The 24,442-nt window shown below is 68.3% G+C and carries 25 protein-coding genes; 17 read left to right on the top strand and 8 right to left on the bottom strand.

Translation table 11 applies throughout. From position 1 onward, the window contains the following. Window positions 1–48: 48 nt before the first annotated feature. The 7 genes from KU887_RS14115 (at window position 49) to KU887_RS14085 (ending at window position 7,130) form a co-directional block, all read left to right on the top strand. Window positions 49–657: a DUF2889 domain-containing protein gene (locus KU887_RS14115; RefSeq protein ID WP_034178260.1), complete on the top strand. Its 609-nt coding sequence runs from the start codon at window positions 49–51 to the stop codon at window positions 655–657. 68 nt (window positions 658–725) lie between these two features. Then, complete coding sequence (gene sucC, locus KU887_RS14110; RefSeq protein WP_006491644.1) at window positions 726–1,892, top strand: ADP-forming succinate--CoA ligase subunit beta; 1,167 nt, start codon at window positions 726–728, stop codon at window positions 1,890–1,892. A gap of 64 nt (window positions 1,893–1,956) precedes the next feature. Then, complete coding sequence (gene sucD / locus KU887_RS14105) at window positions 1,957–2,838, top strand: succinate--CoA ligase subunit alpha (RefSeq protein ID WP_006477916.1); 882 nt, start codon at window positions 1,957–1,959, stop codon at window positions 2,836–2,838. A gap of 157 nt (window positions 2,839–2,995) precedes the next feature. Beyond that, complete coding sequence (locus KU887_RS14100; RefSeq protein WP_006486690.1) at window positions 2,996–3,700, top strand: TerC family protein; 705 nt, start codon at window positions 2,996–2,998, stop codon at window positions 3,698–3,700. Window positions 3,701–3,797: 97 nt separating this feature from the next. Next, window positions 3,798–4,394, top strand: coding sequence for a pilin (locus KU887_RS14095; RefSeq protein ID WP_006486698.1), 597 nt, complete (start codon window positions 3,798–3,800; stop codon window positions 4,392–4,394). A 155-nt stretch (window positions 4,395–4,549) separates the two neighbouring features. Next, the gene (locus KU887_RS14090) at window positions 4,550–6,328 is read left to right on the top strand and encodes a Wzy polymerase domain-containing protein (protein ID WP_034201903.1); all 1,779 of its coding nucleotides are present in this window, start codon (window positions 4,550–4,552) and stop codon (window positions 6,326–6,328) included. Window positions 6,329–6,779: 451 nt separating this feature from the next. Beyond that, window positions 6,780–7,130 carry a TonB family protein gene (locus tag KU887_RS14085; RefSeq protein WP_006482365.1) on the top strand — a complete coding sequence of 117 codons (351 nt, stop codon included), beginning with the start codon at window positions 6,780–6,782 and terminating at the stop codon, window positions 7,128–7,130. A gap of 351 nt (window positions 7,131–7,481) precedes the next feature. Here KU887_RS14085 and moaC read toward each other — a convergent pair whose 3' ends face one another. Then, window positions 7,482–7,970, bottom strand: coding sequence for a cyclic pyranopterin monophosphate synthase MoaC (moaC, locus tag KU887_RS14080; RefSeq protein WP_006482362.1), 489 nt, complete (start codon window positions 7,968–7,970; stop codon window positions 7,482–7,484). 269 nt (window positions 7,971–8,239) lie between these two features. On the opposite strand from moaC, the gene KU887_RS14075 reads away from it, so the two are divergent. Further along, a complete protein-coding gene (locus KU887_RS14075) occupies window positions 8,240–9,934 on the top strand; it encodes a M48 family metalloprotease (protein WP_060210828.1) in 1,695 nt (564 codons plus the stop codon). Between the two features lie 39 nt (window positions 9,935–9,973). On the opposite strand, the gene KU887_RS14070 is transcribed toward KU887_RS14075, so the two are convergent. From KU887_RS14070 to KU887_RS14045, 6 genes are all read right to left on the bottom strand, one after another. Beyond that, on the bottom strand, window positions 9,974–10,561 hold the full coding sequence (locus tag KU887_RS14070) for a DUF2946 family protein (RefSeq protein WP_006497341.1): 588 nt from the start codon (window positions 10,559–10,561) through the stop codon (window positions 9,974–9,976). Continuing rightward, window positions 10,554–11,591 carry a hydrolase gene (locus KU887_RS14065; protein WP_006482501.1) on the bottom strand — a complete coding sequence of 346 codons (1,038 nt, stop codon included), beginning with the start codon at window positions 11,589–11,591 and terminating at the stop codon, window positions 10,554–10,556. Before KU887_RS14065 ends, KU887_RS14070 begins: the two co-directional genes overlap by 8 nt. Before the next feature lie 33 nt (window positions 11,592–11,624). Then, entirely contained in the window at window positions 11,625–12,071 is a 447-nt protein-coding gene (locus KU887_RS14060; RefSeq protein WP_006477934.1) for a nuclear transport factor 2 family protein, read from the bottom strand. Between the two features lie 115 nt (window positions 12,072–12,186). Further along, window positions 12,187–13,224: a lipopolysaccharide heptosyltransferase II gene (gene waaF, locus KU887_RS14055; protein WP_006482498.1), complete on the bottom strand. Its 1,038-nt coding sequence runs from the start codon at window positions 13,222–13,224 to the stop codon at window positions 12,187–12,189. A gap of 139 nt (window positions 13,225–13,363) precedes the next feature. Further along, window positions 13,364–13,558, bottom strand: coding sequence for a zinc-finger domain-containing protein (locus KU887_RS14050; RefSeq protein ID WP_006482499.1), 195 nt, complete (start codon window positions 13,556–13,558; stop codon window positions 13,364–13,366). 50 nt (window positions 13,559–13,608) lie between these two features. After that, a complete protein-coding gene (locus KU887_RS14045; protein ID WP_006481735.1) occupies window positions 13,609–14,532 on the bottom strand; it encodes a branched-chain amino acid transaminase in 924 nt (307 codons plus the stop codon). Window positions 14,533–14,739: 207 nt separating this feature from the next. Here KU887_RS14045 and KU887_RS14040 point away from each other — a divergent pair, with 207 nt between their 5' ends. The 3 genes from KU887_RS14040 to KU887_RS14030 all read left to right on the top strand — a co-directional run bounded on the left by KU887_RS14040 (window position 14,740) and on the right by KU887_RS14030 (window position 17,292). Next, window positions 14,740–15,495: an AzlC family ABC transporter permease gene (locus KU887_RS14040; RefSeq protein ID WP_006481734.1), complete on the top strand. Its 756-nt coding sequence runs from the start codon at window positions 14,740–14,742 to the stop codon at window positions 15,493–15,495. Then, a complete protein-coding gene (locus KU887_RS14035) occupies window positions 15,492–15,815 on the top strand; it encodes an AzlD domain-containing protein (RefSeq protein ID WP_006477942.1) in 324 nt (107 codons plus the stop codon). The genes KU887_RS14040 and KU887_RS14035 overlap by 4 nt, the downstream gene beginning before the upstream one ends. 280 nt (window positions 15,816–16,095) lie before the next feature. Further along, window positions 16,096–17,292, top strand: a complete 1,197-nt coding sequence (locus KU887_RS14030; RefSeq protein ID WP_034201409.1) for a phosphoglycerate kinase — start codon at window positions 16,096–16,098, stop codon at window positions 17,290–17,292. Window positions 17,293–17,449: 157 nt separating this feature from the next. On the opposite strand, the gene KU887_RS14025 is transcribed toward KU887_RS14030, so the two are convergent. Further along, complete coding sequence (locus tag KU887_RS14025) at window positions 17,450–17,578, bottom strand: hypothetical protein (protein WP_256097633.1); 129 nt, start codon at window positions 17,576–17,578, stop codon at window positions 17,450–17,452. On the opposite strand from KU887_RS14025, the gene pyk reads away from it, so the two are divergent. The 6 genes from pyk (at window position 17,577) to KU887_RS13995 (ending at window position 24,385) form a co-directional block, all read left to right on the top strand. Further along, window positions 17,577–19,013 carry a pyruvate kinase gene (gene pyk, locus KU887_RS14020; protein WP_006493398.1) on the top strand — a complete coding sequence of 479 codons (1,437 nt, stop codon included), beginning with the start codon at window positions 17,577–17,579 and terminating at the stop codon, window positions 19,011–19,013. The two genes, KU887_RS14025 and pyk, sit on opposite strands and share 2 nt — an antisense overlap. Before the next feature lie 317 nt (window positions 19,014–19,330). Then, on the top strand, window positions 19,331–20,395 hold the full coding sequence (fba, locus tag KU887_RS14015) for a class II fructose-bisphosphate aldolase (RefSeq protein ID WP_006481730.1): 1,065 nt from the start codon (window positions 19,331–19,333) through the stop codon (window positions 20,393–20,395). Between the two features lie 234 nt (window positions 20,396–20,629). Beyond that, window positions 20,630–21,520, top strand: coding sequence for a phosphoribosylaminoimidazolesuccinocarboxamide synthase (locus tag KU887_RS14010; RefSeq protein ID WP_006477945.1), 891 nt, complete (start codon window positions 20,630–20,632; stop codon window positions 21,518–21,520). 16 nt (window positions 21,521–21,536) lie between these two features. Beyond that, window positions 21,537–22,058, top strand: coding sequence for a 5-(carboxyamino)imidazole ribonucleotide mutase (gene purE, locus KU887_RS14005; RefSeq protein ID WP_006481724.1), 522 nt, complete (start codon window positions 21,537–21,539; stop codon window positions 22,056–22,058). A 90-nt stretch (window positions 22,059–22,148) separates the two neighbouring features. Beyond that, window positions 22,149–23,345: a 5-(carboxyamino)imidazole ribonucleotide synthase gene (locus tag KU887_RS14000; protein WP_006481737.1), complete on the top strand. Its 1,197-nt coding sequence runs from the start codon at window positions 22,149–22,151 to the stop codon at window positions 23,343–23,345. Between the two features lie 11 nt (window positions 23,346–23,356). Next, entirely contained in the window at window positions 23,357–24,385 is a 1,029-nt protein-coding gene (locus tag KU887_RS13995) for an L-threonylcarbamoyladenylate synthase (RefSeq protein WP_006481731.1), read from the top strand. Window positions 24,386–24,442: the final 57 nt, after the last annotated feature.

The following is a 24,442-nucleotide window of genomic DNA, read 5'->3' as shown; positions in this document are numbered from 1 at the left end:
CAATATGCTAAAATCCACGGGTTTTCCTCTTCGGCCTCAACCTCCAGCATGCCGCTATCCGAGCCCGTGCCCCGTCAGTTGCGACATCGACGCGCAATCCGAGCGGAAGCCTACGAGCGCGGCGACGGCTTGTGGGACATCGAAGCCTGCCTGACCGACCACAAGCCGCGCGATGTCGCGCTTGCGTCGGGCATCCGGCCCCAGGGCCTGCCGATCCACGAACTCTGGCTGCGCGTGACCATCGATCGTGACCTCAATGTCGTCGACGCCGAAGCGTCTTCGGAATGGGTGCCCTATCCCGGTCACTGTCAGTCCGCCCCGCCTGCCTATCGGGCCCTCATCGGGCTCAATCTCTTCCGCAATTTCCGCCGCAACGCGAACCGGCTGCTCGCCGGCGTCGCAGGCTGCTCCCATCTCACCGAACTGTGCGCCGTGCTGCCGACGGCCGCGATCCAGGCGTTCGCCGGTGATGTGTGGAACGTGCGCGAGGAGGGCGGCGAAGGGCCGGATCATGACGACGCGCACGCCGAACCGCCTTTCCAGCTCGGCCGCTGCCGGGCGCTGCGATTCGACGGCGAGGTCGTGCGGCAGTACTACCCGAAGTGGTATGGCCCGCTTCGGCCGGATTTGCCCGGTGAAGGCAGCACGAAGGAATGAACGGAAATCATTCGAAGAAGCGTCTTAAGCGACTTTTCATCCAACTCTCAGACTGAAGGGAATCACGCATGAAGATTCACGAGTACCAGGGTAAGGAAATCCTGCGGAAATTCGGAGTCGCGGTACCGCGCGGCAAGCCGGCGTTCTCGGTTGACGAGGCCGTCAAGGTGGCGGAAGAGCTCGGCGGCCCGGTATGGGTCGTGAAGGCTCAGATTCACGCGGGTGGCCGTGGCAAGGGCGGCGGCGTGAAGGTGGCGAAGTCGATCGAGCAGGTCCGCGAATACGCGAACCAGATCCTCGGCATGCAACTCGTCACGCACCAGACCGGTCCGGAAGGCCAGAAGGTCAACCGTCTGATGATCGAAGAAGGCGCCGACATCAAGCAGGAACTGTACGTCAGCCTCGTCGTCGATCGCGTGTCGCAAAAGATCGTTCTGATGGGTTCGAGCGAAGGCGGCATGGACATCGAAGAAGTCGCCGAAAAGCACCCGGAACTGATCCACAAGGTCATCGTCGAGCCGTCGACGGGCCTGCTGGACGCGCAGGCCGACGACCTCGCCGCGAAGATCGGCGTGCCGGCTGCTTCGATCCCGCAAGCGCGCGCGATCCTGCAAGGCCTGTACAAGGCATTCTGGGAAACCGACGCATCGCTGGCTGAAATCAACCCGCTGAACGTCTCCGGCGACGGCAAGGTCACCGCACTCGACGCGAAGTTCAACTTCGACTCGAACGCGCTGTTCCGCCACCCGGAAATCGTCGCGTACCGCGATCTGGACGAAGAAGATCCGGCTGAAATCGAAGCGTCGAAGTTCGACCTCGCGTACATCTCGCTCGACGGCAACATCGGCTGCCTCGTGAACGGCGCGGGCCTCGCGATGGCGACGATGGACACCATCAAGCTGTTCGGCGGCGAACCGGCGAACTTCCTGGACGTCGGCGGTGGCGCGACGACCGAGAAGGTCACGGAAGCGTTCAAGCTGATGCTGAAGAACCCGGGCCTGAAGGCGATCCTCGTGAACATCTTCGGCGGCATCATGCGCTGCGACGTGATCGCGGAAGGCGTGATCGCCGGTTCGAAGGCCGTGAACCTGAACGTGCCGCTCGTCGTGCGCATGAAGGGCACGAACGAGGACCTCGGCAAGAAGATGCTGGCCGATTCGGGCCTGCCGATCATCTCGGCGGACAGCATGGAAGAGGCTGCGCAGAAGGTCGTCGCGGCTGCCGCAGGCAAGTAACGCTATCGAATACGCATGGCGGCGCGGTTTGCACGCGACGCCCATCGAACAGAGGTCAAAATACATGTCGATTCTGATCAACAAGGACACGAAGGTCATCACGCAGGGCATTACCGGCAAAACCGGTCAGTTCCATACGCGCGCCTGCCGTGAATACGCAAACGGCCGCGAAGCATTCGTCGCGGGCGTGAACCCGAAGAAGGCCGGCGAAGACTTCGAAGGCATTCCGATCTACGCGAGCGTCAAGGAAGCGAAGGCGGAAACCGGCGCGACCGTGTCGGTCATCTACGTTCCGCCGGCAGGCGCGGCGGCTGCGATCTGGGAAGCGGTCGAAGCCGACCTGGATCTCGCGATCTGCATCACGGAAGGCATTCCCGTCCGTGACATGATCGAAGTGAAGGACCGCATGCGTCGCGAAGGCCGCAAGACGCTGCTGCTCGGGCCGAACTGCCCGGGCACCATCACGCCGGACGAGCTGAAGATCGGCATCATGCCGGGTCACATCCACCGCAAGGGCCGCATCGGCGTCGTGTCGCGTTCGGGCACGCTGACGTATGAAGCCGTTGCGCAGCTGACGGCCCTGGGCCTCGGCCAGTCGTCGGCAGTCGGTATCGGCGGCGACCCGATCAACGGTCTGAAGCACATCGACGTGATGAAGATGTTCAACGACGATCCGGATACGGACGCGGTCGTGATGATCGGCGAAATCGGCGGTCCGGACGAAGCCAACGCGGCCGAGTGGATCAAGGACAACATGAAGAAGCCGGTCGTCGGCTTCATCGCGGGCGTCACGGCGCCTCCGGGCAAGCGCATGGGCCACGCCGGCGCGCTGATCTCGGGCGGTGCGGATACGGCCGAAGCGAAGCTGGAAATCATGGAAGCGTGCGGCATCACCGTCACGCGCAACCCGTCGGAAATGGGCCGTCTGCTGAAGAAGGCGCTGTAATCATTTCCCCCGGGCTCGTCCTGCAGAAAACGCCGGCTTTGCCGGCGTTTTTTGTTATGCTGCCGCAATGAATTCGTAAGCACCGGGCATGCGTCCTGCATGTGCCGGCGATGAACCGGGTCGCCCTCGGAGCGGCCGCTGTCCTTTCCTCACCGCCATGCTCGAATTCCTGACCTCGCTGCACTGGGGCGCGATTCTCCAGATCGTCATCATCGATATCCTGCTCGGCGGCGACAACGCGGTCGTGATCGCGCTGGCCTGCCGCAACCTGCCGGCGAACCAGCGGCTGCGCGGCGTCGTCTGGGGCACCGCCGGGGCGATCCTGTTGCGTGTCGCATTGATCACGTTCGCGGTCGCGCTGCTCGACGTGCCATTCCTGAAGTTCGGCGGCGGGCTGCTGCTGCTGTGGATCGGCATCAAGCTGATGGCGCCGGCCGCCGACGCGCACGACAACATCAAGCCGGCCGACCGGCTGTGGGACGCCGTGAAGACGATCGTGATCGCCGATGCGGTCATGAGCCTCGACAACGTGATCGCGATCGCCGGCGCGGCCGAGCAGGCCGACCCGTCGCACCGGATCGCGCTCGTGATCTTCGGGCTGGTCGTCAGCGTGCCGATCATCGTGTGGGGCAGCACGCTGGTGCTGAAGCTGCTCGACCGTTTCCCGGTCGTCGTCGCGTTCGGCGCCGGGCTGCTCGGCTGGATCGCGGGCGGGCTGATCGTGAACGACCCGGTCGGCGATCGCTGGCCGGTGCTCGATACGCCGCCGGTGGTCTACGGCGCGAGCATCGCCGGCGCGCTGTTCGTCGTGGCGATCGGTTACGCACTCAGAAAACGCCGCAGCGCGCCGCATGCGCACTGACTAGGCCATCCGGCCGACTGCCGGCTTCGCCGCCCGCTGGCTACGATCGAGACGCCTGCCTGTATCGGCAGGCGTTTTTCGTTTCCGGAGCCTGTCCATGTTCGAAGCCTTTTCCGTTTCCCTGTTCCGTCGCGTGGCCGCCGACCTGCGGCGCGCGAACCGGCCATCGCCGCGCTGGCGGCCGGCCGGCTTCACGCTGATCGAACTGATGATCGTGCTCGCGATCGTCGGCGTCGTCGCGGCCTATGCGATTCCCGCGTACCAGGATTACCTCGCGCGGTCGCGCGTCGGCGAGGGGCTGGCGCTCGCATCGTCGGCGCGGCTCGCGGTCGCTGACAACGCGGCGAGCGGCACGAGCCTCGACGGCGGCTACAGCCCGCCTGCCGCGACCCGCAACGTCGAGTCGGTCGCGATCGACGGCGTGACCGGTCAGATCACGGTCGCGTTCACCACCCGCGTCGCCGCCGCCGGCACGAATACGCTGGTGCTCGTGCCGTCCGCGCCCGACAAGGCCGATACGCCCACCGCGCGCGTGCCGCTCAAAAAGGGCACGATACAAGCCGGCACGATCGCGTGGGAATGCTTCGCCGCCGGCAAGGATGCGTCGTCGCTGCCGGCACCGGGAGCCGGGCCGTTGCCGAGTAACGCCGCGACGTTGCCCGCGAAATATGCGCCTGCGGAGTGCCGCGCATAGGTCCGGCGCGGAACGATGGCGCCGGGGCATGCGGCCGGCCGTCCGCCGCTTCGGCCGGCGGGGCGCCGGCCCCGCGCCGGCTCGCGGAGCGACAGCCCCGCACAGAGCAGGGAAAGTTTTGTATAGTGCGCCGGTTGCTGACATCCGGTTCGCTCATGCCTTCTACTTTTTCCCGTTCGTTGTCGCTCGTTGCGCTGGCTGTCGCCCTGATCGTGCCGTACGCGATCACGAATCACACGTATCCGATTCCGACCTTCTATTCCGAGTTTTCCGCGCTGGTGCTGTATCTGCTGGTGGGCGTGTCCGTCGTGCTGCTCGCGCGCACCGGCCGTCCGGCCGAGCCGTTTGCCGCGCCGGCCGCGTTCGCGGTGCCGCTCGGCTTTGCGGTGGTGCTGCTCGCGCAGGTTGCACTGATCCCGCTCAAGGTGCCGTCGATGAACTGGCTCGCGCTCGGGTATCTGGCCGCTGCGCTGGTCGCGATGCAGGCCGGCTATGCACTGGCGCGCGACGGGATGGCGGAAACGGTGTGGCCGATGATGGCCGGTGCGCTGCTCGTCGGCGGCGTGTTCGCGGTCGGTACCCAGATCGTGCAGCTGTTCCACCTCGAGTCGGCCGTCTCGCCGTTCGTCGTGGTGTACAACATCGCGGTCGACCGCCGTCCATACGGCAACATGGCGCAGGCGAACCATCTGGCCAGCTACATCGCCTTCGCGCTCGCGGGCGCGCTGTATCTGGTGCAGACGCGCCGGCTCGCGGTGTGGGCATGGCTTGCGCTGTCGCTCGTGCTGTCGGTCGGTCTCGCGCTCACGGTGTCGCGCGGGCCGTGGCTGCAGGTCGCGGTGATGGTCGTCGCGGGCTTCTGGATGGCGTGGGTCGAATCGCGCCGCACGCCGGGCAATGCACGCGCGTGGCTGATCCCGGTCGTGCTCGCGGCCGCCTTCATCGCGGTGAACGTCGCGGTGCGCTGGGCCAACGTGCACTATCACCTGAATCTCGCGGAGTCGGCCGCCGACCGGATGCGCGACGCCGGGCAGATCGCGCCGCGCCTCGCGCTGTGGAAGTACGGGCTCGCGATGTTCCGCGAGCATCCGCTGCTCGGGGTCGGCTGGGGCGAATTCCCGTCGCACCAGTTTGCGCTGGTGCGCACGCTCGGCGGCGTCGAGATCGCGAACAACTCGCACGACATCTTCATCGACCTGCTCGCGAAGTCCGGTCTCGTCGGGCTCGGTGTGCTCGCCGTCACGCTCGTCGCGTGGTTCGTGCGCGCGGTGCGTGCGCCGCAGTCGAGCATGCGCGTGTTCGGCTTCGCGCTGATCGGCATCCTGCTGATGCATGCGCTGGTCGAGTATCCGCAGCAGTACATGTTCTTCCTGCTGCCGGCGATGTTCGTGATCGGGCTGCTCGACGTGAAGCCGCTGCGCATCCTGCCGGGGCGGGCGGCCTTCGGGCTGTTCGCGGTGCTGTCGTTCGGCGGCGTGCTGGCGGCGGTGCCCGTGCTGCGCGACTACCAGCGCGCGGAAGTGCTCTATTACGGCAGCAGCCCGGCCGCGCAGTACCGCGATGCGCCGTCGCTGCTGTTCGGCGCGTGGGGCGATTACGGTGCGGCGACGCTGCTGCCGATTTCGCCGGACGATCTGCCGGCCAAGCTCGCCGCGCACGAGCGCGCGATCGCGCTGCTGCCCGGCGAGACGGTGCTGCGTCGCTACGCGGTGCTGCAGGCGCTGGCCGGCCGCGAAGCCGACGCGCTCGATACCGTCGCACGCCTGCATGTGTTCGCGAAGGAACTGAAGGACTGGCCGCAACAGCTGGCCGCGTTGTACAAGCTGTGCGACCAGGAGCCCGCGCTGAAGACGTTCAGGGCGGCCGTCGTCGCGAAATACGGGGAAGCGCCGGCCGACGAGGGCGACGACTCGGACGACGACGATTCGGATTGACGCCTGTCGTGCGCGCCGGAACGGGGAATTCCGGCGTCGATCGCGGCGGGCTTGAGGTGGTTGACGTCGGAGCCACACGACGTGGCCTGTCGTGCGGCAATCCGTCGGATCTCGATTACCTCGCGGATCGCGCGGATTCCGGCCGAACGAGCGGCGATTCGCGTCAACCATTGTCAAATTGACGCCGCTGACCTGGCGGCGCGTGCACAATGCGCGAAAGCGTTTGCGTGCCCGCAGGCGCCGGGCATCGCCGGTGCGAATACGGCAGATTTCCCGGCTATCCGGGCATTGCGCCGAGCAGGATCGCGGCCGAGCATCGCTCGGTCGTGCGGCCGTAACGGGGCGCCGGTCCGATGGCCGCGGCGCAGTGCGACACATGCGATGCGGCCGGGGAAGGCTGCCGGCCTGCGGCGCGTGTGCCCAGAACAGTGCTGAAGAACGATATTCGACCATGGCCATTCGCTCGACATACCTGATCCTGCCTGCCGCCGCGATGCTGTTTTCCGGCTGCGCGATGTTGTCGTCATCGCAGGAAAGCAAGCTGACCTGCCACATTCCGCGGGCCGTCTATCCGGATACCGCGAAGCCGCTCACGCGTCCGGCGACGGTGCTCGTGCGCGCGCTGATGACGACGTCCGGCGAAGCGCAGAACGTCACCGTGACGACGAGCAGCCGCAATGCGGCGGCCGATCGCGCGGCCGTCGAAGCGATGACGCACGCGACCTGCGTGCAGACCGGCGCGACCGCGAATCCTTTCTTGCTGACCCAACCGTTCGTGTTCGAGCCGCAGCGCGGGCAGTGACGCGGGGCGGGCGCCGCGCCGTGGCGCGCGGTCCAGATTCAGTTCCGGGGTATCGGGTTCGTGCCGCGACAGTCCGGCGGGGCACGAATGGCGCGAACCCGTCGCGCGTCCGTCGATCAACGCATCGTGACGGTGTTTTCCCGCGCTTGCCCGTCAGGGCCGGTTCACATGGGAACGGATAGCTGCCGGTACGGTGGCGCACCGGGGCACGCATACGGCAGCGGCGCAACGCATTTCACCGAATCGCTCCCCATCGGCGACGTGGTTTCCTGATGGTCTGTCGTCCGACCGGGAAATCACGACAACCATCGATTCTCCACGAGCTGCGCGCGAGTGCGTCGCGGCGGGCGCTCAACCGGCGACGTCTTCCGCCTTCCAGTCCCCCGACTTCCCACCGCGCTTCTCCCGCACGCTCACGTCGGTGATCACCATCCCGCGATCGACCGCCTTGCACATGTCGTAGACGGTCAGCAGCCCGACCTGGACGGCCGTCAGCGCTTCCATCTCGACGCCGGTCCGGCCGAACGTCTCGACCTGCACGACGCAGTGGACGCCCGGCAGCGCGTCGTCGAGTTCGAAGTCGACGGCCACGCGCGTCAGCGCGAGCGGATGGCACAGCGGAATGAGATCGGCCGTGCGTTTCGCGCCCTGGATCGCCGCGATGCGCGCGACGCCGAGCACGTCGCCTTTCTTCGCCTTGCCGTCGCGGATCAGCGCGAACGTGGCCGGCAGCATCCGGATCGTGCCGCGCGCGATCGCGATGCGTTGCGTTTCCTGCTTGCCGCCGACGTCGACCATGTGGGCGTGGCCGGCGGCGTCGAAATGGGTGAGTCCTGACATGTCTTCCTCTGGTGGAACGGAGTACGCGTGCACGTGCGTCGATCCTGCTTCGCGATCGGCAGGCCACCGGATGCCATACCGGCGCGACGAACCGATCCAACCGCTCAACGGGCGCCTATCATAGCAGCGGCGTTCGCGTTGCCGGAGGCGCAGATGACGCACGCGCGGTACGGGACAGTCATCGCGGCGCCGGTACAATGACCCGAATATTCAGACCAAACGCCGCGATGCGCGCCGCTCGCGCGGGACGGCGTCGTTTTCATCCTGCCATGCGTGTCAAACAGTTGCTTGCCGTGTCGCTGTCGGCGGCGCTCGCGCTACCGCCGGGCGGCCATGCGCAGAGCGCCTCCGCGCCGCCGCTCGAGCCGGCGGCCGGCGGCGCGACGTCGATTTCCACCGTGCCGTCCGGCATCGCGACCGGCGTGTTCGGCACGTACGGCGGCGCGGAGAGCCGGTTCTCGGGCGCGGGCGGTGCGTCGGCGCCGGTCGCGAGCCTGCGCGCGCCGCTGCGGGCACTGGAGCTGCCCGATCTAGGCGACGGCTCCGGCGGTGCGCTGACGCCGCGGGCCGAGCGCCGGCTCGGCGAGCGCGTGATGCGCGAAGTGCGGCGCGATCCCGACTATCTCGACGACTGGCTCGTGCGCGACTACCTGAACGCGATGGCGGCGCGGCTCGCGGCCGCGGCGGCGGCGCGCTACATCGGCGGCTACGCGCCGGACTTCGACCTGTTCCCGGTGCGCGATCCGCAGATCAACGCGTTCTCGATGCCGGGCGGCTTCATCGGAATCAACAGCGGGCTGGTGGTCACGACGCAGACGGAGTCGGAGCTCGCGTCGGTGGTCGGCCACGAGATGGGCCACGTGCTGCAGCGGCACATCGCGCGGATGATCGGCGCGAGCGAGAAGACCGGCTACACGGCGCTTGCGACGATGCTGCTCGGCGTGCTGGCCGGCGTGCTCGCGCGCAGCGGCGATCTCGGCAGCGCGATCGCGATGGGCGGACAGGCGTACGCGGTCGACAACCAGCTGCGCTTCTCGCGGTCGGCCGAGCGCGAGGCCGATCGCGTCGGCTTCCAGTTGCTCGCGGGAGCCGGCTACGACCCGTACGGCATGCCCGGCTTCTTCGAGCGGCTGGACCGCGCGTCGATGGGCGATGCGGGCGTGCCGGCCTATGCGCGCACGCACCCGCTGACCGGCGAGCGGATCGCCGACATGGAAGATCGTGCACGTCGCGCGCCATACCGGCAGCCACGCCAGTCGGCCGAATACGGGTTCGTGCGTGCGCGGCTGCGCGTCCTGCAGAACCGGGCGCCGACCGACATCTCGGCCGAGGCGCGGCGGATGCAGCTGGAGATCGACGATCGCACGGCGCCGAACGTCGCGGCGAACTGGTACGGCATCGCGCTCGCGAACACGCTGCTCGGCCAGTACGATGCGGCGGACAAGGCGCTCGCGTCGGCGCGCAGCGCGTTCGATGCGCGCGAGCGGCGCGACGACGATCCGGCGACCAGCTCGCCGAGCCTCGACGTGCTGGCCGCGGACCTCGCTCGCCGCGCGGGCCGGACCGACGACGCGGTACGGCTGTCGGCGCTCGCGCAGCGGCGCTGGCCGGCGTCGCACGCGGCGATCGTCGCGCACCTGCAGGCGCTGATCGCCGCGCGCCGCTTCGCCGAAGCGCAGACGCTCGCGCGGGCGCAGGCGAAGGCCGACCCCGAACAGCCGGACTGGTGGGATTACCTCGCGAAGTCGAGCGACGGCAAGGGCGACGTGCTCGCGCGGCGTCGCGCGCTGGCGGAGAAGCTGGCGCTCGACGGCGCGTGGCCGTCGGCGATCCGGCAACTGAAGGAAGCGCGCGACGCGAAGGATGTGTCGTTTTACGAGCAGTCGATCATCGGCGCACGGCTGCTGGAATTCGAGGCGCGCTACAAGGAAGAGCGCGACGACGAGAAGAACGGCCGCGGGTAGCGGCCGTCGCGCAGCGAACGCCGAAGGCGCCGCGGCGGGTCAGTTGCCGCTGTCGGCGGCATCGCGTGCGTGGCGCGCCGGGCTGGGAATGTAGCCGAACCGCGCAGGCACGTCGGCGCACGCGATGCTGCCAAGTGGCAGCGAGCGGCCGTCGCGCCAGCGCAGCACGGGCGGCTCCGCGTCGAAATCCGCGTGGTCGGCGAACAGCCCGAGATCGTGATCGTGCAGTGCCGCGATGCGCGGCGGTGTGCCGGCATCGCGAAACAGCACGCCGCCGCCGTCATCGAGCCACGCTGCGTCCGGTTCGAACGGGGCGCCCGTCTGGTCGGTGAGCGCGAGCTGCCCGTCGCGTTCGGCGAGCCGCACGATCCACGGCGTATAGGCGAGTTCGACGTACACGCGCTGCGGCCCGTTCTGGAAGAACCACTGGCCCTGCGCGTCGCATTCGTAGTTGCGGCCGATGAACGCGTTCAGCGCCGCATGCCGGATCGGCGAGCCGAGCTCGCCGGCCGCCTGCGCCGCGTCGTCGCGCAGCCGCCATGCGCCGCGCCGGTCGAGCAGCAGCCAGCCGGTGCAATGCGGCACGTTCGGCCATTTGGCGAGCGCCTGCCTGACGATGTCATCCATGGTCGACGAATTTCGAGCAATAGCCGAACACCCGCGCCGACAGCCAGTCGAGGCGGCCGGGGAACGGCCCGGTCATGAAACCCGCATGGCCGCCGTGCGCGGGCTGGTCGAGCTCGACGGCGGGCGACACGTCGGCCGGGCCCGGCAGCGCCGATTCCGGCAGGAACGGGTCGTTGCGGGCGTTGAGGATCAGCGTCGGCACGTCGATCGCGGGCAGCAGCGGCCGCGTGGTCGCCTGCGTCCAGTAGTCGTCCGCGTTCGCGAAACCGTGCAGCGGCGCGGTCACGACCTCGTCGAAGTCGCGCATCGTCACGGCCTGCAGCATCGCGTCGCGGTCGAACAGCCCCGGATACTGGTCGAGCTTCGCGAGCGCCTTGCGCTTGAGCGTCTTCAGGAAGCTGCGTGTGTAGACCATCGCGAACCCCTGCGACAGCGCGCGGCCGCCCGCATGCACGTCGATCGGCGTCGAGATCGCGGCGGCGGCGCGCACGATCGACGTGTCGCTGCGATGCTCGCCGAGCCAGCGCAGCAGCACGTTGCCGCCGAGCGATACGCCGGCCGCGACCAGCGGCCCGCGATGCTGCGCGGCGAGCCGGCGCAGGATCCAGTCGACCTCGGCGCTGTCGGCGAGATGGTAGAAGCGCGGCTGGCGGTTGATCTCGCCGCTGCAACTGCGGAAGTGCGGCACCACGGCGTGCCAGCCGTTCGCGCGCGCGGTGGCCATCATCGCGAGCGCGTAGTGCGACGCGGAGCTGCCTTCGAGACCGTGGAACAGCACGAACAGCGGCGCGTCGGGCGCCGGCGCCGCGCTGTCGAGGTGCGCGACCCAGTCGAGGTCGATGAAGTCGTGGTCGGGGGTTTCCCATCGCTCTCGCCGGTAAGCGACAACCGGACGCCGCGCGAACAGCGCGGGCACGATGGTTTGCACATGGCTGTTGGGCAGCCAGCGCGGTGCGCGATAGCGCAGTGTGTCGTCGTCGGGGGCCGGGGCCCCGGTCAGCGGCGAGGTGGGCGGAGAAGCCGTACTCATGATCGCCCCGCTAATGCGTTGCTTCGTTCTTCGTCAGTGCAGCGGACCCTGCCCGTGACGGATCTTCGCGGCGAATTGTCCGGCCGCCTGTTCAGGAATCGGGCTCGCGTGGATGTGCGCGATGCGCCATTCGCCGCGTTCGTGGATCATCACGTACGTCGCGAAAACCATGTCGGGTTCGGCCGTCAGGTCGGCCTGCTGATGCGCTTCGGCGATCGTATAGACGACCGTGCCGAGGCTGTCGTACACGCGGATGTCGAGCGGCTCGATCGTGACCGGGCGCGTCGCGAGCCGGTTGGCGAGCCCGCCGCGGATCTGGTCGAGGCCGTGCAGATGCTCGCCGTCCGCCCACACGCAGCTGGCGAAATCCTCGTCGATCCACAACGCCAGCAGCGCGTCGAGATTGGCATCCGCGACGGCCTGGTAGTAGGCGTTCAGCGTATCGGCAGCGGCTTCGAAGAGGCGGGCAAAACGTGGCATCGGGGTTGTCTCTCGCGCGCGTCGCGCGCCGTATTCAGCACGGCGGCCCGGATCGAGCCGCCGCACACCGGTGAATCGGATTGCCCGGCGCGCCGTGCGACGCTGCCGGTCAGGGTCAGCGCTGCCCGACGAGCATGCCGCGCAAATCGCCGAATACCTGCTCCGGACCGAGTTCGCGCAGGCACTTCAGGTGGCCGAGCGGGCACTCGCGTTCGAAGCAGGGACTGCATTCGAGATGCAACCATTGTACCTTCGCCAGCTCCGACAGCGGAGGGGTGTGGCGCGGATCGGTCGATCCGTACAACGCGACGAGCGGCCGGCGCAGCGCGGCCGCGACGTGCATCAGCCCGGAATCGTTGGTGACGACCGCGTTCGCGCGCGCGATCAGCGCGCACGCCTCGGACAACGACGTCTGCCCGCACAGGTTGCGCACGTTCGGCGCGTGGTCGGCGATCGCCTGCGCGGCCGCGGCATCCTTCTGCGAGCCGAGCGCGACGATCTGCGTATACGGGAACGACTGGTGCACGATGGTCGCGAGCGACGCGAAGTGCTCGGGCGGCCAGCGCTTGGCCGGGCCGTATTCGGCGCCGGGGCAGAACACGACGAGCGGCTTGCGTGTATCGAGATTGAAACGTGCGGACACCCGCGCCGTTTCGTTCAGGTCGGCGTCCAGGCGCGGGGCGGGCAGCGTCTTCATCGACTCGGGCAGCTTCGCGCCCGGCGCGTACGCGAGCGCCGCGTAGTGGGTCGTCATCGGCGGCCGCTCGCCCGACTTGTCGGGGTTCGCGTGGCGCACGTTGAGCAAGCCGTAGCGGTGCTCGCCCGTATAGCCGATCCGCAGCGGGATGTTCGCGAGCCACGGGATCACCGCGGACTTCAGCGAATTCGGCAATACGTACGCCGCGTCGTAGCCGACGTCGCGCAGGTCGCTCGCGAGCTGCCAGCGGCGCAGCAGCTGCAGCTTGCCGTGCGCGAGATCGGTCGCGTGGACATCGTGGATCTCGGGCATCCGCTCGAGCACGGGCGCGACCCACGAGGGTGCGACGGCATCGATGGCGATGCGGGGATGGAGTTTCTTCAGCAGCGCAAAAAGCGGCTGCGCCATCAATGCGTCACCGATCCAGTTCGGTGCGATAACCAGCGCTCGACGCATCAGGTCGACTTCCGATGTCGTAATGAAGCACGGCGCTCGGGCGCCGCGTTCGGGTTGCCAGAATGGGGAACGGCGGCGCACCGGACTTCCGGCTGCGCCGCCTTGCGGGTCGGTGGGCCTTCAGGCCCGGCCGCCGGGCTCAGTGGCCCTTGACGACCTCGCCGTCGCGCAGCTTGTAGCGCGTGCCGCAGTACGGGCAGCGCGCCTCGCCGTGCGACACGTCGATGAAGACGCGCGGGTGCGCGTTCCAGCGGGTCATGGCCGGGTTCGGGCAGTAGGCGGGAAGATCCTTGGCCGTCAGCTCGACCAGCGGCATTTCCTTGATTTCACTCATGAGACTTTCTCTTATCACTCTTGTGTGGGGCGGTCGGTCGCGCGGCGCGCTCAGACCTTCGTCAGCCAGTGCGCGTACTTCGCGTTCTTGCCCGACACGATATCGAAAAACGCCGACTGGAGCTTTTCCGTGATCGGGCCGCGCGCGCCGCTGCCGATCGTGCGGTTGTCGAGCTCGCGGATCGGCGTGACTTCGGCGGCCGTGCCGGTGAAGAACGCTTCGTCGGCCGTGTAGACCTCGTCGCGCGTGATGCGCTTCTCGATCACCTCGATGCCGGCGTCCTTCGCGAGCGTGATGACCGTGTCGCGCGTGATGCCGTCGAGGCACGACGACAGGTCGGGCGTGTACAGCTTGCCGTTGTTCACGAGGAAGAAGTTTTCGCCCGAGCCTTCCGACACGTAGCCGTCGACGTCGAGCAGCAGCGCTTCGTCGTAGCCGTCGGCCGTCGCTTCCTGGTTCGCCAGGATCGAGTTCACGTACCAGCCCGACGCCTTCGCGCGCACCATCGACACGTTCACGTGGTGGCGCGTGAACGACGACGTCTTCACGCGGATGCCCTTCGCGAGACCGTCTTCGCCGAGGTACGCGCCCCACGGCCATGCGGCGATCGCGACGTGGATCGTGTTGCCCTTCGCCGCCACGCCGAGCTTTTCCGAGCCGACCCAGATGATCGGGCGCAGGTAGCACGACTCGAGCCGGTTCTCGCGCACGACCGCGAGTTGCGCGGCTTCGAGCGTTTCGCGGTCGAACGGCACGTCCATCTGGAAGATCTTCGCCGAATTCAGCAGACGTTTGGTGTGCTCGGGCAGGCGAAAGATCGCGGTGCTGCCGTCGGCCGCCTTGTACGCGCGCACGCCCTCGAAGACGCCCATGCCGTAGTGCAGCGTGTGGGTCAGGACGTGGATCTTGGCGTCGCGCCAGTCGATCAGCTTGCCGTCCATCCAGATCTTGCCGTCGCGGTCGGCCATTGACATAGGATTCTCCTGGAAGCGGTGAGGTGCTGCGGGTTGTATGCAGCGTTGAGCCGGAAAGACGCGTATTTTAGCGTCATTTGGCGACGATCCGGTCGGACGGCGCGGGGCCGGCGCTATAATCGTCCGGTACCGATTCCAATAACGAAGGGTCGCACCGGCAGGAGGCGCCGGCGTCCCGACGAACCGCCCGCTGCGGCCCGCTTTCCCATGCTCGCTCGATTGTCCGCCACCGACCGCTTCGCGCTGATCCAGGGCGCGCGCGACTATTCCCCGACACTGATGGCGATCCTGTCCTGGGGGCTCGTCACCGGCATCGCGATGAGCAAGTCCGTGATGACGCTCGGGCAGGCGAGCGCGATGTCGCTGTTCGTCTACGCGGGCTCGTCGCAGCTCGCGGTGCTGCCGCTCCTCGCGGCGAAGCTGCCGATCTGGACCGTGCTGCTCACGGCCGCGATGGTCAACATGCGCTTCGTGATCTTCAGCGCCGGGCTGGCGCCGCATTTTTCCTACCTGCCGCTGTGGCGGCGTCTCGCGATCGGCTATTTCAACGGCGACGTGATCTACCTGCTGTTCCAGAAACAGGGCTTCGCGTACGGCCGCGTGCCGGGCAAGGAAGCCTATTTCTGGGGGATGGCGCTCGCGAGCTGGGCGTCGTGGCAGGTGTCGTCGCTCGCCGGCATCCTGCTCGCGAGCTTCTTTCCCGCGAGCTGGGGGCTGGAGCTGGCCGGCACGCTCGCGCTGATCCCGATCATGGTGTCGGCGGTCGCGAACCGCTCGACGCTCGCGGCCGTCGCGGTCGCCGGGATCGTGTCGCTCGTCGCGTTCGACCTGCCGTACCGGCTTGCGCTGCCGCTCGCGGTGCTCGCCGCGCTCGCGGCCGGCTGCACGGCCGACTTCTTCGTCGAGCGGGCCGACTGGCGGCGCATCCGTACCGAAACCGTGCACGAAAAGGAGATCGAATGAGCGCGACCGAGATCTGGATCGTCATCGTCGGGATGACGATCGTCACGGCGGTCACGCGCGCGCTGTTCCTGATCGGCGGCGAGCGCACCGTGCTGCCCGAACGCGCGCAGCGCGCGCTGCGCTACGCGCCGGCCGCCGCGCTGGTCGCCGTCGTGCTGCCCGACGTGCTCGAAACGCCGGCCGGCCTGTCGTTCGCGCTGTCCAACCATCCGTTCTACGCGGCGCTCGCCGGCCTCGGCTGGTTTTTGTGGCGGCGCAGCATGCTCGGTACGATCGTCGTCGGAATGCTCGTCTTCACCGCGTTGCGCCTGATCTTCTGATGGGCCGCCGTTCCGGCTCGCCCGGCGCCGCCCGGTTGCGTCGGCGAATTGCTGCGTTGCGGCAATATGTCGGTTCCGGCGCGCGATCCCAAATAGGCGGAATTCGCCGCCGCACGGGTCAGTCTGCCGGGTGGATCGGCTAGAATGCCCGTTCGAGATTTTTTACCCGTGCGCGTCATGCGAACCGCCAGCCACGGCCGCATCCGGCGCCCTTTCGCGGCAGCCCGCGCACGTCCAGCGTGAACCCCCTTTCCCCATCCACTACTTCAATCTGTCCAACATGAGCCAAGTCAAGCGTCTTACCGACCTGATCGCCGCCGGCCAGCTCGCCGGCAAGCGGGTGTTCATCCGCGCCGACCTCAACGTCCCGCAGGACGATCACGGCAACATCACCGAGGACACCCGCGTGCGTGCGTCCGTGCCGGCCATCCAGGCCGCGCTCGACGCCGGCGCGGCCGTGATGGTCACGTCGCACCTCGGCCGTCCGACCGAAGGCGAGTTCAAGCCGGAAGACTCGCTCGCGCCGGTCGCCAAGCGTCTCGCCGAGCTGCTCGGCCGCGACGTGCCGCTGGTGTCGAACTGGGTCGAGAACGGCGTGAACGTCGCACCGGGCCAGATCGTGCTGCTCGAGAACTGCCGCGTGAACAAGGGCGAGAAGAAGAATTCGGACGAGCTCGCCCAGAAGATGGCGAAGCTCTGCGACGTGTACGTGAACGACGCGTTCGGCACCGCGCACCGCGCGGAAGCGACCACGCACGGGATCGCGAAGTACGCGCCCGTCGCGTGCGCGGGCCCGCTGCTGGCCGCCGAACTCGACGCGCTCGGCAAGGCGCTTGGCAACCCGGCGCGCCCGCTGGTGGCGATCGTCGCCGGCTCGAAGGTGTCGACCAAGCTGACGATCCTGAAGTCGCTGGCCGGCAAGGTCGACCAACTGATCGTCGGCGGCGGCATCGCGAACACGTTCATGCTCGCGGCCGGCCTGTCGATCGGCAAGTCGCTCGCGGAAGCCGATCTCGTCGCCGAGGCGAAGGCGATCATCGACGAAGCGCGCGAGCGCGGCGCGTCGGTGCCGATCCCGACCGACGTCGTCACCGCCAAGGAATTCTCGCCGACGGCCGCGGCCACGGTGAAGCAGGTCGCCGACATCGAAGCGGACGACATGATCCTCGACATCGGCCCCGATACGGCCAAGGCACTCGCGAGCCAGCTCGAGAAGGCCGGCACGATCGTGTGGAACGGCCCGGTCGGCGTGTTCGAGTTCGACCAGTTCGGCAACGGCACCAAGACGCTCGCCGAAGCGATCGCCAAATCGTCCGCGTTCTCGATCGCGGGCGGCGGCGACACGCTCGCGGCCATCGCGAAGTACGGCATTCACGACCAGGTCAGCTACATCTCGACGGGCGGCGGCGCCTTCCTCGAGTTCCTCGAGGGGAAGAAGCTGCCGGCGGTGGAAGTGCTCGAAACGCGGGCGGCCTGAGCGTGGCGGCGCGCGCAGGGGTGACGAAGGCCGCGCGCTCCGCGAAAGCGGAGCAGCCGGCCGGCGCGGGCAAGCGCAAACGCGCGCCCGCGCGGGCGAACACCGCCCCGCGCGCACCGGCGGCTGCCGGCGACGCGGCCGCACAGCACCACGAGATTCAGAACAAAGCGATGCCGGGCGCAAGCACCGGCACGCCCCCCGGAACGGCCGCCGCTGGGCCCGCCGATTCCGGCTCTCGCAGCGTTTCACCCAGCGCATCCACCTTGATCCAGATGAGGAGTTTCATGCAGCGCGCCACCAAGATAGTCGCCACGATCGGCCCGGCTTCCAGTTCGCCGGAGATTCTGCTGCAGATGATGCAGGCGGGCCTCGACGTCGTGCGGCTCAACTTTTCGCACGGCACGGCCGACGATCACCGCCAGCGCGCCGAAATGGTGCGCGAGGCCGCCCGCAAGGTTGGCCGCGAGATCGCGATCATGGCCGACCTCCAGGGCCCGAAGATCCGCGTCGGCAAGTTCGAGAACGGCAAGACCACGCTCGTGCCCGGGCAGCCGTTCATCCTCGATGCGGGCTGCGAGCTCGGCAACGACGAGCGCGTCGGCCTCGACTACAAGGAACTGCCGCGCGACCTGAAGCCGGGCGACCTGCTGCTGCTGAACGACGGCCTGATCGTGCTGACCGTCGAGCGCGTGCTCGGCGACGAAATCCACACGATCGTCAAGGTGGGCGGCGAGCTGTCGAACAACAAGGGGATCAACCGCCAGGGCGGCGGCCTGTCGGCGCCGGCGCTGACCGCGAAGGACATGGAAGACATCCGCACCGCGATGTCGCTCGGCGCGGACCTCGTCGCGGTGTCGTTCCCGAAGAATGCGACCGACATGGAAATGGCGCGCCAGCTCGCGAACATCGCGGGCGCGCCGTACGGCATCAAGCCGAAGATGATCGCGAAGATCGAGCGCGCGGAGGCGATTCCGGCGCTGCAGAGCATCCTCGACGCGTCCGACGGCATCATGGTCGCGCGCGGCGACCTCGCGGTGGAAGTCGGCAACGCGGCCGTGCCGGCGCTGCAGAAGCGCATGATCCGGATGGCGCGCGAGTCGAACAAGCTCGTGATCACCGCGACGCAGATGATGGAATCGATGATCCACGCACCGGTGCCGACCCGCGCGGAAGTGTCGGACGTCGCGAACGCGGTGCTCGACGGCACCGACGCGGTGATGCTGTCGGCCGAGACGGCCGCCGGCAAGTACCCGGTCGTCACGATCGAGACGATGGCGGCCGTGTGCGTCGAAGCGGAAAAATCCGAAGAAGTCGAGCTGGACAAGGATTTTCTCGACCGGACGTTCACGCGGATCGACCAGTCGATCGCGATGGGCGCGCTGTTCACCGCGTACCACCTGGGCGCGAAGGCGATCGTCGCGCTGACCGAATCGGGCGCGACCGCGCTGTGGATGTCGCGTCACTACACGCACGTGCCGATCTTCGCGCTGACGCCGCGCGTCGGCAGCGAGCGCACGATGGCGCTGTACCGCAACGTGACGCCGCTGCACGTCGACTTCAACAGCGACCGCGATTCGGCACTGCAGGCGGCGCTCGAGATCGTCGTCAAGCAGGGTTACGTGCAGCATGGCGACATGGTCGTGCTGACCGTCGGCGAGCCGATGGGGCAGGCGGGCGGCACCAACACGCTGAAGATCGTGCGGGTCGGCGAGCACTATTGAGCGCCGGCTGAGCCTCGCTGAGCCGGCCTGCGAGCCGGCGACCCGGATCGGTCGAGGCTGATCCGGCACCATTTTTGCGCAAAAAGCCGCGCGGGGTCCGAAGCCCCGCGCGGCTTTTTTTCTCCTTTTTGGCCGCATTGTGCCGTGCGAACGTAACAAATTGCGAGCGGGGGCCACCGGGCGGTCGGAATCGGAGGCGCTTCGCGATAAAATGCGGCTATTCGACGCTCAGCCGCGCCGCGCTGCCCCGGTCCAGACCCGGGCAGGTGCCGCGCCGGCGTCAGGGCGCACCGGTTTTCATTCCAAGGAGTTCCACAATGCCTCTCGTATCAATGCGTCAATTGCTGGACCACGCGGCAGAGCACGGTTACGGCCTGCCGGCCTTCAACGTGAACAACCTGGAGCAGGTCCAGGCGATCATGGCGGCGGCGGACCAGGTCGGCGCGCCCGTGATCATGCAGGCATCGGCCGGCGCGCGTAAGTATGCGGGCGAGCCGTTCCTGCGCCACCTGATCGAAGCGGCGGTCGAATCGTATCCGCACATCCCGGTCGTGATGCACCAGGATCACGGCCAGTCGCCGGCCGTCTGCACGGCCGCGATCCGCAGCGGCTTCACGAGCGTGATGATGGACGGTTCGCTCGAAGCCGACGGCAAGACGGTCGCGTCGTACGAGTACAACGTCGACGTGTCGCGCAAGGTCGTCGAGATGGCGCACTCGATCGGCGTGACGGTCGAAGCCGAACTCGGCGTGCTCGGCTCGCTCGAGACGATGAAGGGCGACAAGGAAGACGGCCACGGCGCGGAAGGCACGATGACCCGCGAGCAGCTGCTGACCGATCCGGAGCAGGCCGCCGACTTCGTCAAGCTCACGCAGTGCGATGCACTCGCGATCGCGATCGGTACGTCGCACGGCGCGTACAAGTTCTCGAAGAAGCCGACGGGCGACATCCTGTCGATCCAGCGCATCAAGGAAATCCACGCGCGCATCCCGAACACGCACCTCGTGATGCACGGTTCGTCGTCGGTGCCGCAGGAACTGCTGGCCGAGATCCGCGAATTCGGCGGCGACATGAAGGAAACCTACGGCGTGCCGGTCGAGGAAATCCAGGAAGGCATCAAGCACGGCGTGCGCAAGATCAACATCGACACCGACCTGCGTCTCGCGATCACCGGCGCGATCCGCCGCTACCTGTTCGAGAACCCGGGCAAGTTCGATCCGCGCGACTACCTGAAGCCCGCGCGCGAAGCGGCGAAGAAGGTGTGCGTCGACCGTTACCTCGCGTTCGGCTGCGAAGGCCAGGCCGGCAAGATCAAGCCGGTGTCGCTCGACAAGATCGCCGAGCAGTACAAGTCGGGCGCGCTCGCACAGGTCGTGCGCTGAGACTGTAGTACGATTTGCCCCGCCCGGTTCTGCCGCCGGGCATGGGCTGGCCGCCCGGCGGGCCGGATCCGATCCGGCCCCGGCAGCCGTTCCGTCCGGCCGAACAAGGGCCGGCCGGCAGCCGTCGGGGCGCTGCGCCCGCCGGTTCGCCGACGTATTGCAAGACCGCCGTTCCCGCCTGCCGCGGGGAACGGCGTTTCCCTTTTTGTTTGGCTCCTTATCTGCGAAAAGACGATGTCTACCCTTTACGAATCCACGCTCCGTTCGCTGCCGCTCCTCGGTCGCGGCAAGGTTCGCGATAACTACGCGGTCGGCAACGACAAGCTCCTGATCGTCACGACCGATCGCCTGTCGGCGTTCGACGTGGTGATGGGCGAGCCGATTCCGAACAAGGGCCGCGTGCTGAACCAGATGGCGAACTTCTGGTTCGACAAGCTCGCGCACATCGTGCCGAACCACCTGACGGGCGACGCGCCGGAAGCGGTCGTCGCGGCCGACGAAGTCGAGCAGGTGAAGGGCCGCGGCGTGGTCGTCAAGCGCCTCGAGCCGATCATGATCGAAGCGGTCGTGCGCGGCTACCTGGCCGGCAGCGGCTGGAAGGAATACCAGGCGTCGGGCGCCGTGTGCGGCGTGCAGCTGCCGGCAGGCCTGCAGAACGCGCAGAAGCTGCCGGAGCCGATCTTCACGCCGGCCGCGAAGGCCGAGATGGGCGAGCACGACGAGAACATCACGTTCGAGGAAACCGAGCGCCGCATCGGCACCGAGCTGGCCGCGACGATCCGCGACATCTCGATCAAGCTGTACAAGGAAGCGGCCGACTACGCGGCGACGCGCGGCATCATCATCGCCGACACGAAGTTCGAATTCGGCCTCGACAACCACGGCAAGCTGTACCTGATGGACGAAGTGCTGACCGCCGATTCGTCGCGCTTCTGGCCGGCCGACCAGTACGAAGTGGGCACCAACCCGCCGTCGTTCGACAAGCAGTTCGTGCGCGACTGGCTCGAGGCGCAGCCGTGGGGCAAGACGGCGCCGGCGCCGGCGCTGCCGGCCGACGTCGTCGAGAAGACGGCCGCGAAGTACCAGGAAGCGCTCGAGCGCATCACGGGCCAGTCGCTCGCCTGATCGGGACAGATACGACATGAGCGAAATCCAGACTGCCCACACGCACAGCGCGCCGCTCGTCGGCGTGCTGATGGGCTCGAGTTCCGACTGGGACGTGATGAAGCATGCGGTCGCCATCCTGCAGGAATTCGGCGTGCCGTACGAAGCGAAGGTCGTGTCCGCGCACCGGATGCCCGACGAGATGTTCGACTATGCGGAGAAGGCGCGCGAGCGCGGGCTGCGTGCGATCATCGCGGGCGCCGGCGGCGCCGCGCACCTGCCCGGCATGCTGGCCGCGAAGACCACGGTGCCGGTGCTCGGCGTACCGGTCGCGAGCAAGTACCTGAAGGGTGTCGATTCGCTGCACTCGATCGTGCAGATGCCGAAGGGCGTGCCCGTCGCGACGTTCGCGATCGGCGAGGCCGGCGCCGCGAACGCCGCGCTGTTCGCGGTGTCGATCCTGTCCGGCAACTCGGTCGACTACGCGAACCGGCTCGCCGCGTTCCGCGTGCGCCAGAACGAAGCCGCGCACGCGATGGTGCTGCCGCCGCTGGAATGACGGCATGGCGCGCGGCCGCACGACGCGGCCGGCGCCGGATTTTCCCACTGCGGCGGGCCGTTCCGCGTTCCGCCGCGACCGACCACTGACATGACCGCAACTCCTGATTCCGTTTCCCCGATCCTGCCCGGCGCGTGGCTGGGCATGGTCGGCGGTGGCCAGCTCGGCCGCATGTTCTGCTTTGCCGCCCAGTCGATGGGCTATCGCGTCGCGGTGCTCGATCCCGATCCGACGAGCCCCGCCGGCGCGGTCGCCGATCGCCACCTGCGCGCGGCGTACGACGACGAAGCTGCGCTCGCCGAACTGGCCGGCCTGTGCGAGGCCGTATCGACGGAGTTCGAGAACGTGCCGGCCGCGAGCCTCGATTTCCTCGCGCGCACGACGTTCGTCGCGCCGGCCGGCCGCTGCGTCGCGGTCGCGCAGGACCGGATCGCGGAGAAGCGTTTCATCGCGGCATCGGGCGTGCCGGTCGCGCCGCACGTCGTGATCGAATCGGCGGCGGCGCTCGCCGCGCTCGACGATGCCGCGCTCGACGCGGTGCTGCCGGGCATCCTGAAGACGGCGCGCCTCGGGTACGACGGCAAGGGCCAGGTGCGGGTCGCCACCGCGCAGGAAGCGCGCGACGCGCATGCCGCGCTCGGCGGCGTGCCGTGCGTGCTGGAGAAGCGCCTGCCGCTGAAATACGAAGTGTCGGCGTTGATCGCGCGCGGCGCGGACGGCCGTTCGGCCGCCTTCCCGCTCGCGCAGAACGTGCATCACAACGGCATCCTCGCGCTGACGGTCGTGCCGGCGCCGGCCGCCGATGCGGCCCGCGTCGAGGAAGCGCAGCAGGCGGCGATCCGGATCGCCGATACGCTCGGCTACGTCGGCGTGCTGTGCGTCGAATTCTTCGTGCTGGAGGACGGTTCGTTCGTCGCGAACGAAATGGCGCCGCGCCCGCACAACTCCGGCCACTATACGGTCGATGCGTGCGCAACGAGCCAGTTCGAGCAGCAGGTGCGCGCGATGACGCGCATGCCGCTCGGCAACCCGCGCCAGCATTCGCCGGCCGCGATGCTGAACATTCTCGGCGACGTGTGGTTCCCCAACGGTGCGGCGGCCGATGCCGTCACGCCGCCGTGGGACACGGTCGCCGCGATGCCGGCCGCCCACCTGCACCTGTACGGCAAGGAAGAAGCGCGCGTCGGCCGCAAGATGGGCCACGTGAACTTCACGGCCGAGACGCGCGACGAAGCCGTCGCCGCCGCCACCGCGTGCGCGCAACTGCTGCGCGTGCCGCTCGACTGAGGCGCCGGCCGATGTCCAGCGATCTCCCGAAGCACGTGACGCCCGCGCAGATCGACGCGGCCGCCGCGTTGCTCGACGCGGGCCAGCTCGTCGCGTTTCCGACCGAAACCGTCTACGGGCTCGGCGGCGATGCGGCGAACCCCGAGGCCGTCGCACGCATCTACGCGGCGAAGGGGCGGCCCGCGAACCATCCGGTGATCGTGCATCTGCCGCCGGGCGGCGATCCCGGTTACTGGGCCGACGACCTGCCGGCCGACGCGCACGCGCTGATCGACGCGTTCTGGCCGGGCCCGCTGACGCTGATCCTGAAGCGCCACGCGCGCATTCCGGATGCCGTGAGCGGCGGGCAGGATTCGGTCGGGCTGCGCTGCCCGTCGCATCCGGTCGCGCAGGCGCTGCTGGCCGCGTTCAGCGCGCGGCGCGGCGGCCACGGCGGCGTGGCTGCGCCGTCCGCGAACCGGTTCGGCCACGTGAGTCCGACGACCGCGCAACACGTGCGCGACGAATTCGGCGATACCGTGCACGTGCTCGACGGCGGCGCATCCGAAGTCGGCATCGAGTCGACGATTCTCGACCTGTCGCGTGGTTTCCCGGCGCTGCTGCGCCCGGGGCACGTGACGCCGCAACAGATCGCCGACGTGCTCGGCCGCGCCCCGAAGCTGCCGGACGGCAGCGATGCGACGGCCCCACGCGCGTCGGGCACGCTGAAAGCGCATTACGCGCCGCGCACGCCGCTCGCGCTGCTGCCGTTCGACGCGCTCGAGCCGCTGCTCGCGGCCGCGCAAACCGACGGCGAACGCATCGCGCTCGTCGCCCGCGCGTCGCGTGCGGGACGCTGGGCGCAGGCTGACGGCGTGCACTTCGTCGCGGCGCCGGAAGATCCGCAAGCCTATGCGCGCGACCTGTACGGAATGCTGCGCGCGCTCGACCGGGCGCAGGTCGCGCGCATTCTCGTCGAGAAGCTGCCCGAGACCGTCGAATGGATCGCGGTCAACGATCGCCTCGGCCGCGCGGCCGCGGCGTTCGAAGCGCGCGACTGACGCAGCCACGCGCATCCGTCCACGCAAACAAAAAACGCCTGACCGGCGCGAACCGGT

Origin of the sequence: Burkholderia sp. EMB26 (assembly GCF_024730645.1) — a bacterium.
Lineage (GTDB): Bacteria > Pseudomonadota > Gammaproteobacteria > Burkholderiales > Burkholderiaceae > Burkholderia > Burkholderia cenocepacia.
This window is presented reverse-complemented; position numbering and strand designations above follow the sequence as displayed.

Bases quoted from the DNA above. Each gene is read 5' to 3' on its own strand.
- KU887_RS14115 (WP_034178260.1), top strand. From the start codon at position 49: ATGCCGCTATCCGAGCCCGTGCCCCGTCAGTTGCGACATCGACGCGCA.
- sucC (WP_006491644.1), top strand. From the start codon at position 726: ATGAAGATTCACGAGTACCAGGGTAAGGAAATCCTGCGGAAATTCGGA.
- sucD (WP_006477916.1), top strand. From the start codon at position 1,957: ATGTCGATTCTGATCAACAAGGACACGAAGGTCATCACGCAGGGCATT.
- KU887_RS14100 (WP_006486690.1), top strand. From the start codon at position 2,996: ATGCTCGAATTCCTGACCTCGCTGCACTGGGGCGCGATTCTCCAGATC.
- KU887_RS14095 (WP_006486698.1), top strand. From the start codon at position 3,798: ATGTTCGAAGCCTTTTCCGTTTCCCTGTTCCGTCGCGTGGCCGCCGAC.
- KU887_RS14090 (WP_034201903.1), top strand. From the start codon at position 4,550: ATGCCTTCTACTTTTTCCCGTTCGTTGTCGCTCGTTGCGCTGGCTGTC.
- KU887_RS14085 (WP_006482365.1), top strand. From the start codon at position 6,780: ATGGCCATTCGCTCGACATACCTGATCCTGCCTGCCGCCGCGATGCTG.
- moaC (WP_006482362.1), bottom strand. From the start codon at position 7,970: ATGTCAGGACTCACCCATTTCGACGCCGCCGGCCACGCCCACATGGTC.
- KU887_RS14075 (WP_060210828.1), top strand. From the start codon at position 8,240: ATGCGTGTCAAACAGTTGCTTGCCGTGTCGCTGTCGGCGGCGCTCGCG.
- KU887_RS14070 (WP_006497341.1), bottom strand. From the start codon at position 10,561: ATGGATGACATCGTCAGGCAGGCGCTCGCCAAATGGCCGAACGTGCCG.
- KU887_RS14065 (WP_006482501.1), bottom strand. From the start codon at position 11,591: ATGAGTACGGCTTCTCCGCCCACCTCGCCGCTGACCGGGGCCCCGGCC.
- KU887_RS14060 (WP_006477934.1), bottom strand. From the start codon at position 12,071: ATGCCACGTTTTGCCCGCCTCTTCGAAGCCGCTGCCGATACGCTGAAC.
- waaF (WP_006482498.1), bottom strand. From the start codon at position 13,224: ATGCGTCGAGCGCTGGTTATCGCACCGAACTGGATCGGTGACGCATTG.
- KU887_RS14050 (WP_006482499.1), bottom strand. From the start codon at position 13,558: ATGAGTGAAATCAAGGAAATGCCGCTGGTCGAGCTGACGGCCAAGGAT.
- KU887_RS14045 (WP_006481735.1), bottom strand. From the start codon at position 14,532: ATGTCAATGGCCGACCGCGACGGCAAGATCTGGATGGACGGCAAGCTG.
- KU887_RS14040 (WP_006481734.1), top strand. From the start codon at position 14,740: ATGCTCGCTCGATTGTCCGCCACCGACCGCTTCGCGCTGATCCAGGGC.
- KU887_RS14035 (WP_006477942.1), top strand. From the start codon at position 15,492: ATGAGCGCGACCGAGATCTGGATCGTCATCGTCGGGATGACGATCGTC.
- KU887_RS14030 (WP_034201409.1), top strand. From the start codon at position 16,096: ATGAGCCAAGTCAAGCGTCTTACCGACCTGATCGCCGCCGGCCAGCTC.
- pyk (WP_006493398.1), top strand. From the start codon at position 17,577: ATGCAGCGCGCCACCAAGATAGTCGCCACGATCGGCCCGGCTTCCAGT.
- KU887_RS14025 (WP_256097633.1), bottom strand. From the start codon at position 17,578: ATGAAACTCCTCATCTGGATCAAGGTGGATGCGCTGGGTGAAACGCTG.
- fba (WP_006481730.1), top strand. From the start codon at position 19,331: ATGCCTCTCGTATCAATGCGTCAATTGCTGGACCACGCGGCAGAGCAC.
- KU887_RS14010 (WP_006477945.1), top strand. From the start codon at position 20,630: ATGTCTACCCTTTACGAATCCACGCTCCGTTCGCTGCCGCTCCTCGGT.
- purE (WP_006481724.1), top strand. From the start codon at position 21,537: ATGAGCGAAATCCAGACTGCCCACACGCACAGCGCGCCGCTCGTCGGC.
- KU887_RS14000 (WP_006481737.1), top strand. From the start codon at position 22,149: ATGACCGCAACTCCTGATTCCGTTTCCCCGATCCTGCCCGGCGCGTGG.
- KU887_RS13995 (WP_006481731.1), top strand. From the start codon at position 23,357: ATGTCCAGCGATCTCCCGAAGCACGTGACGCCCGCGCAGATCGACGCG.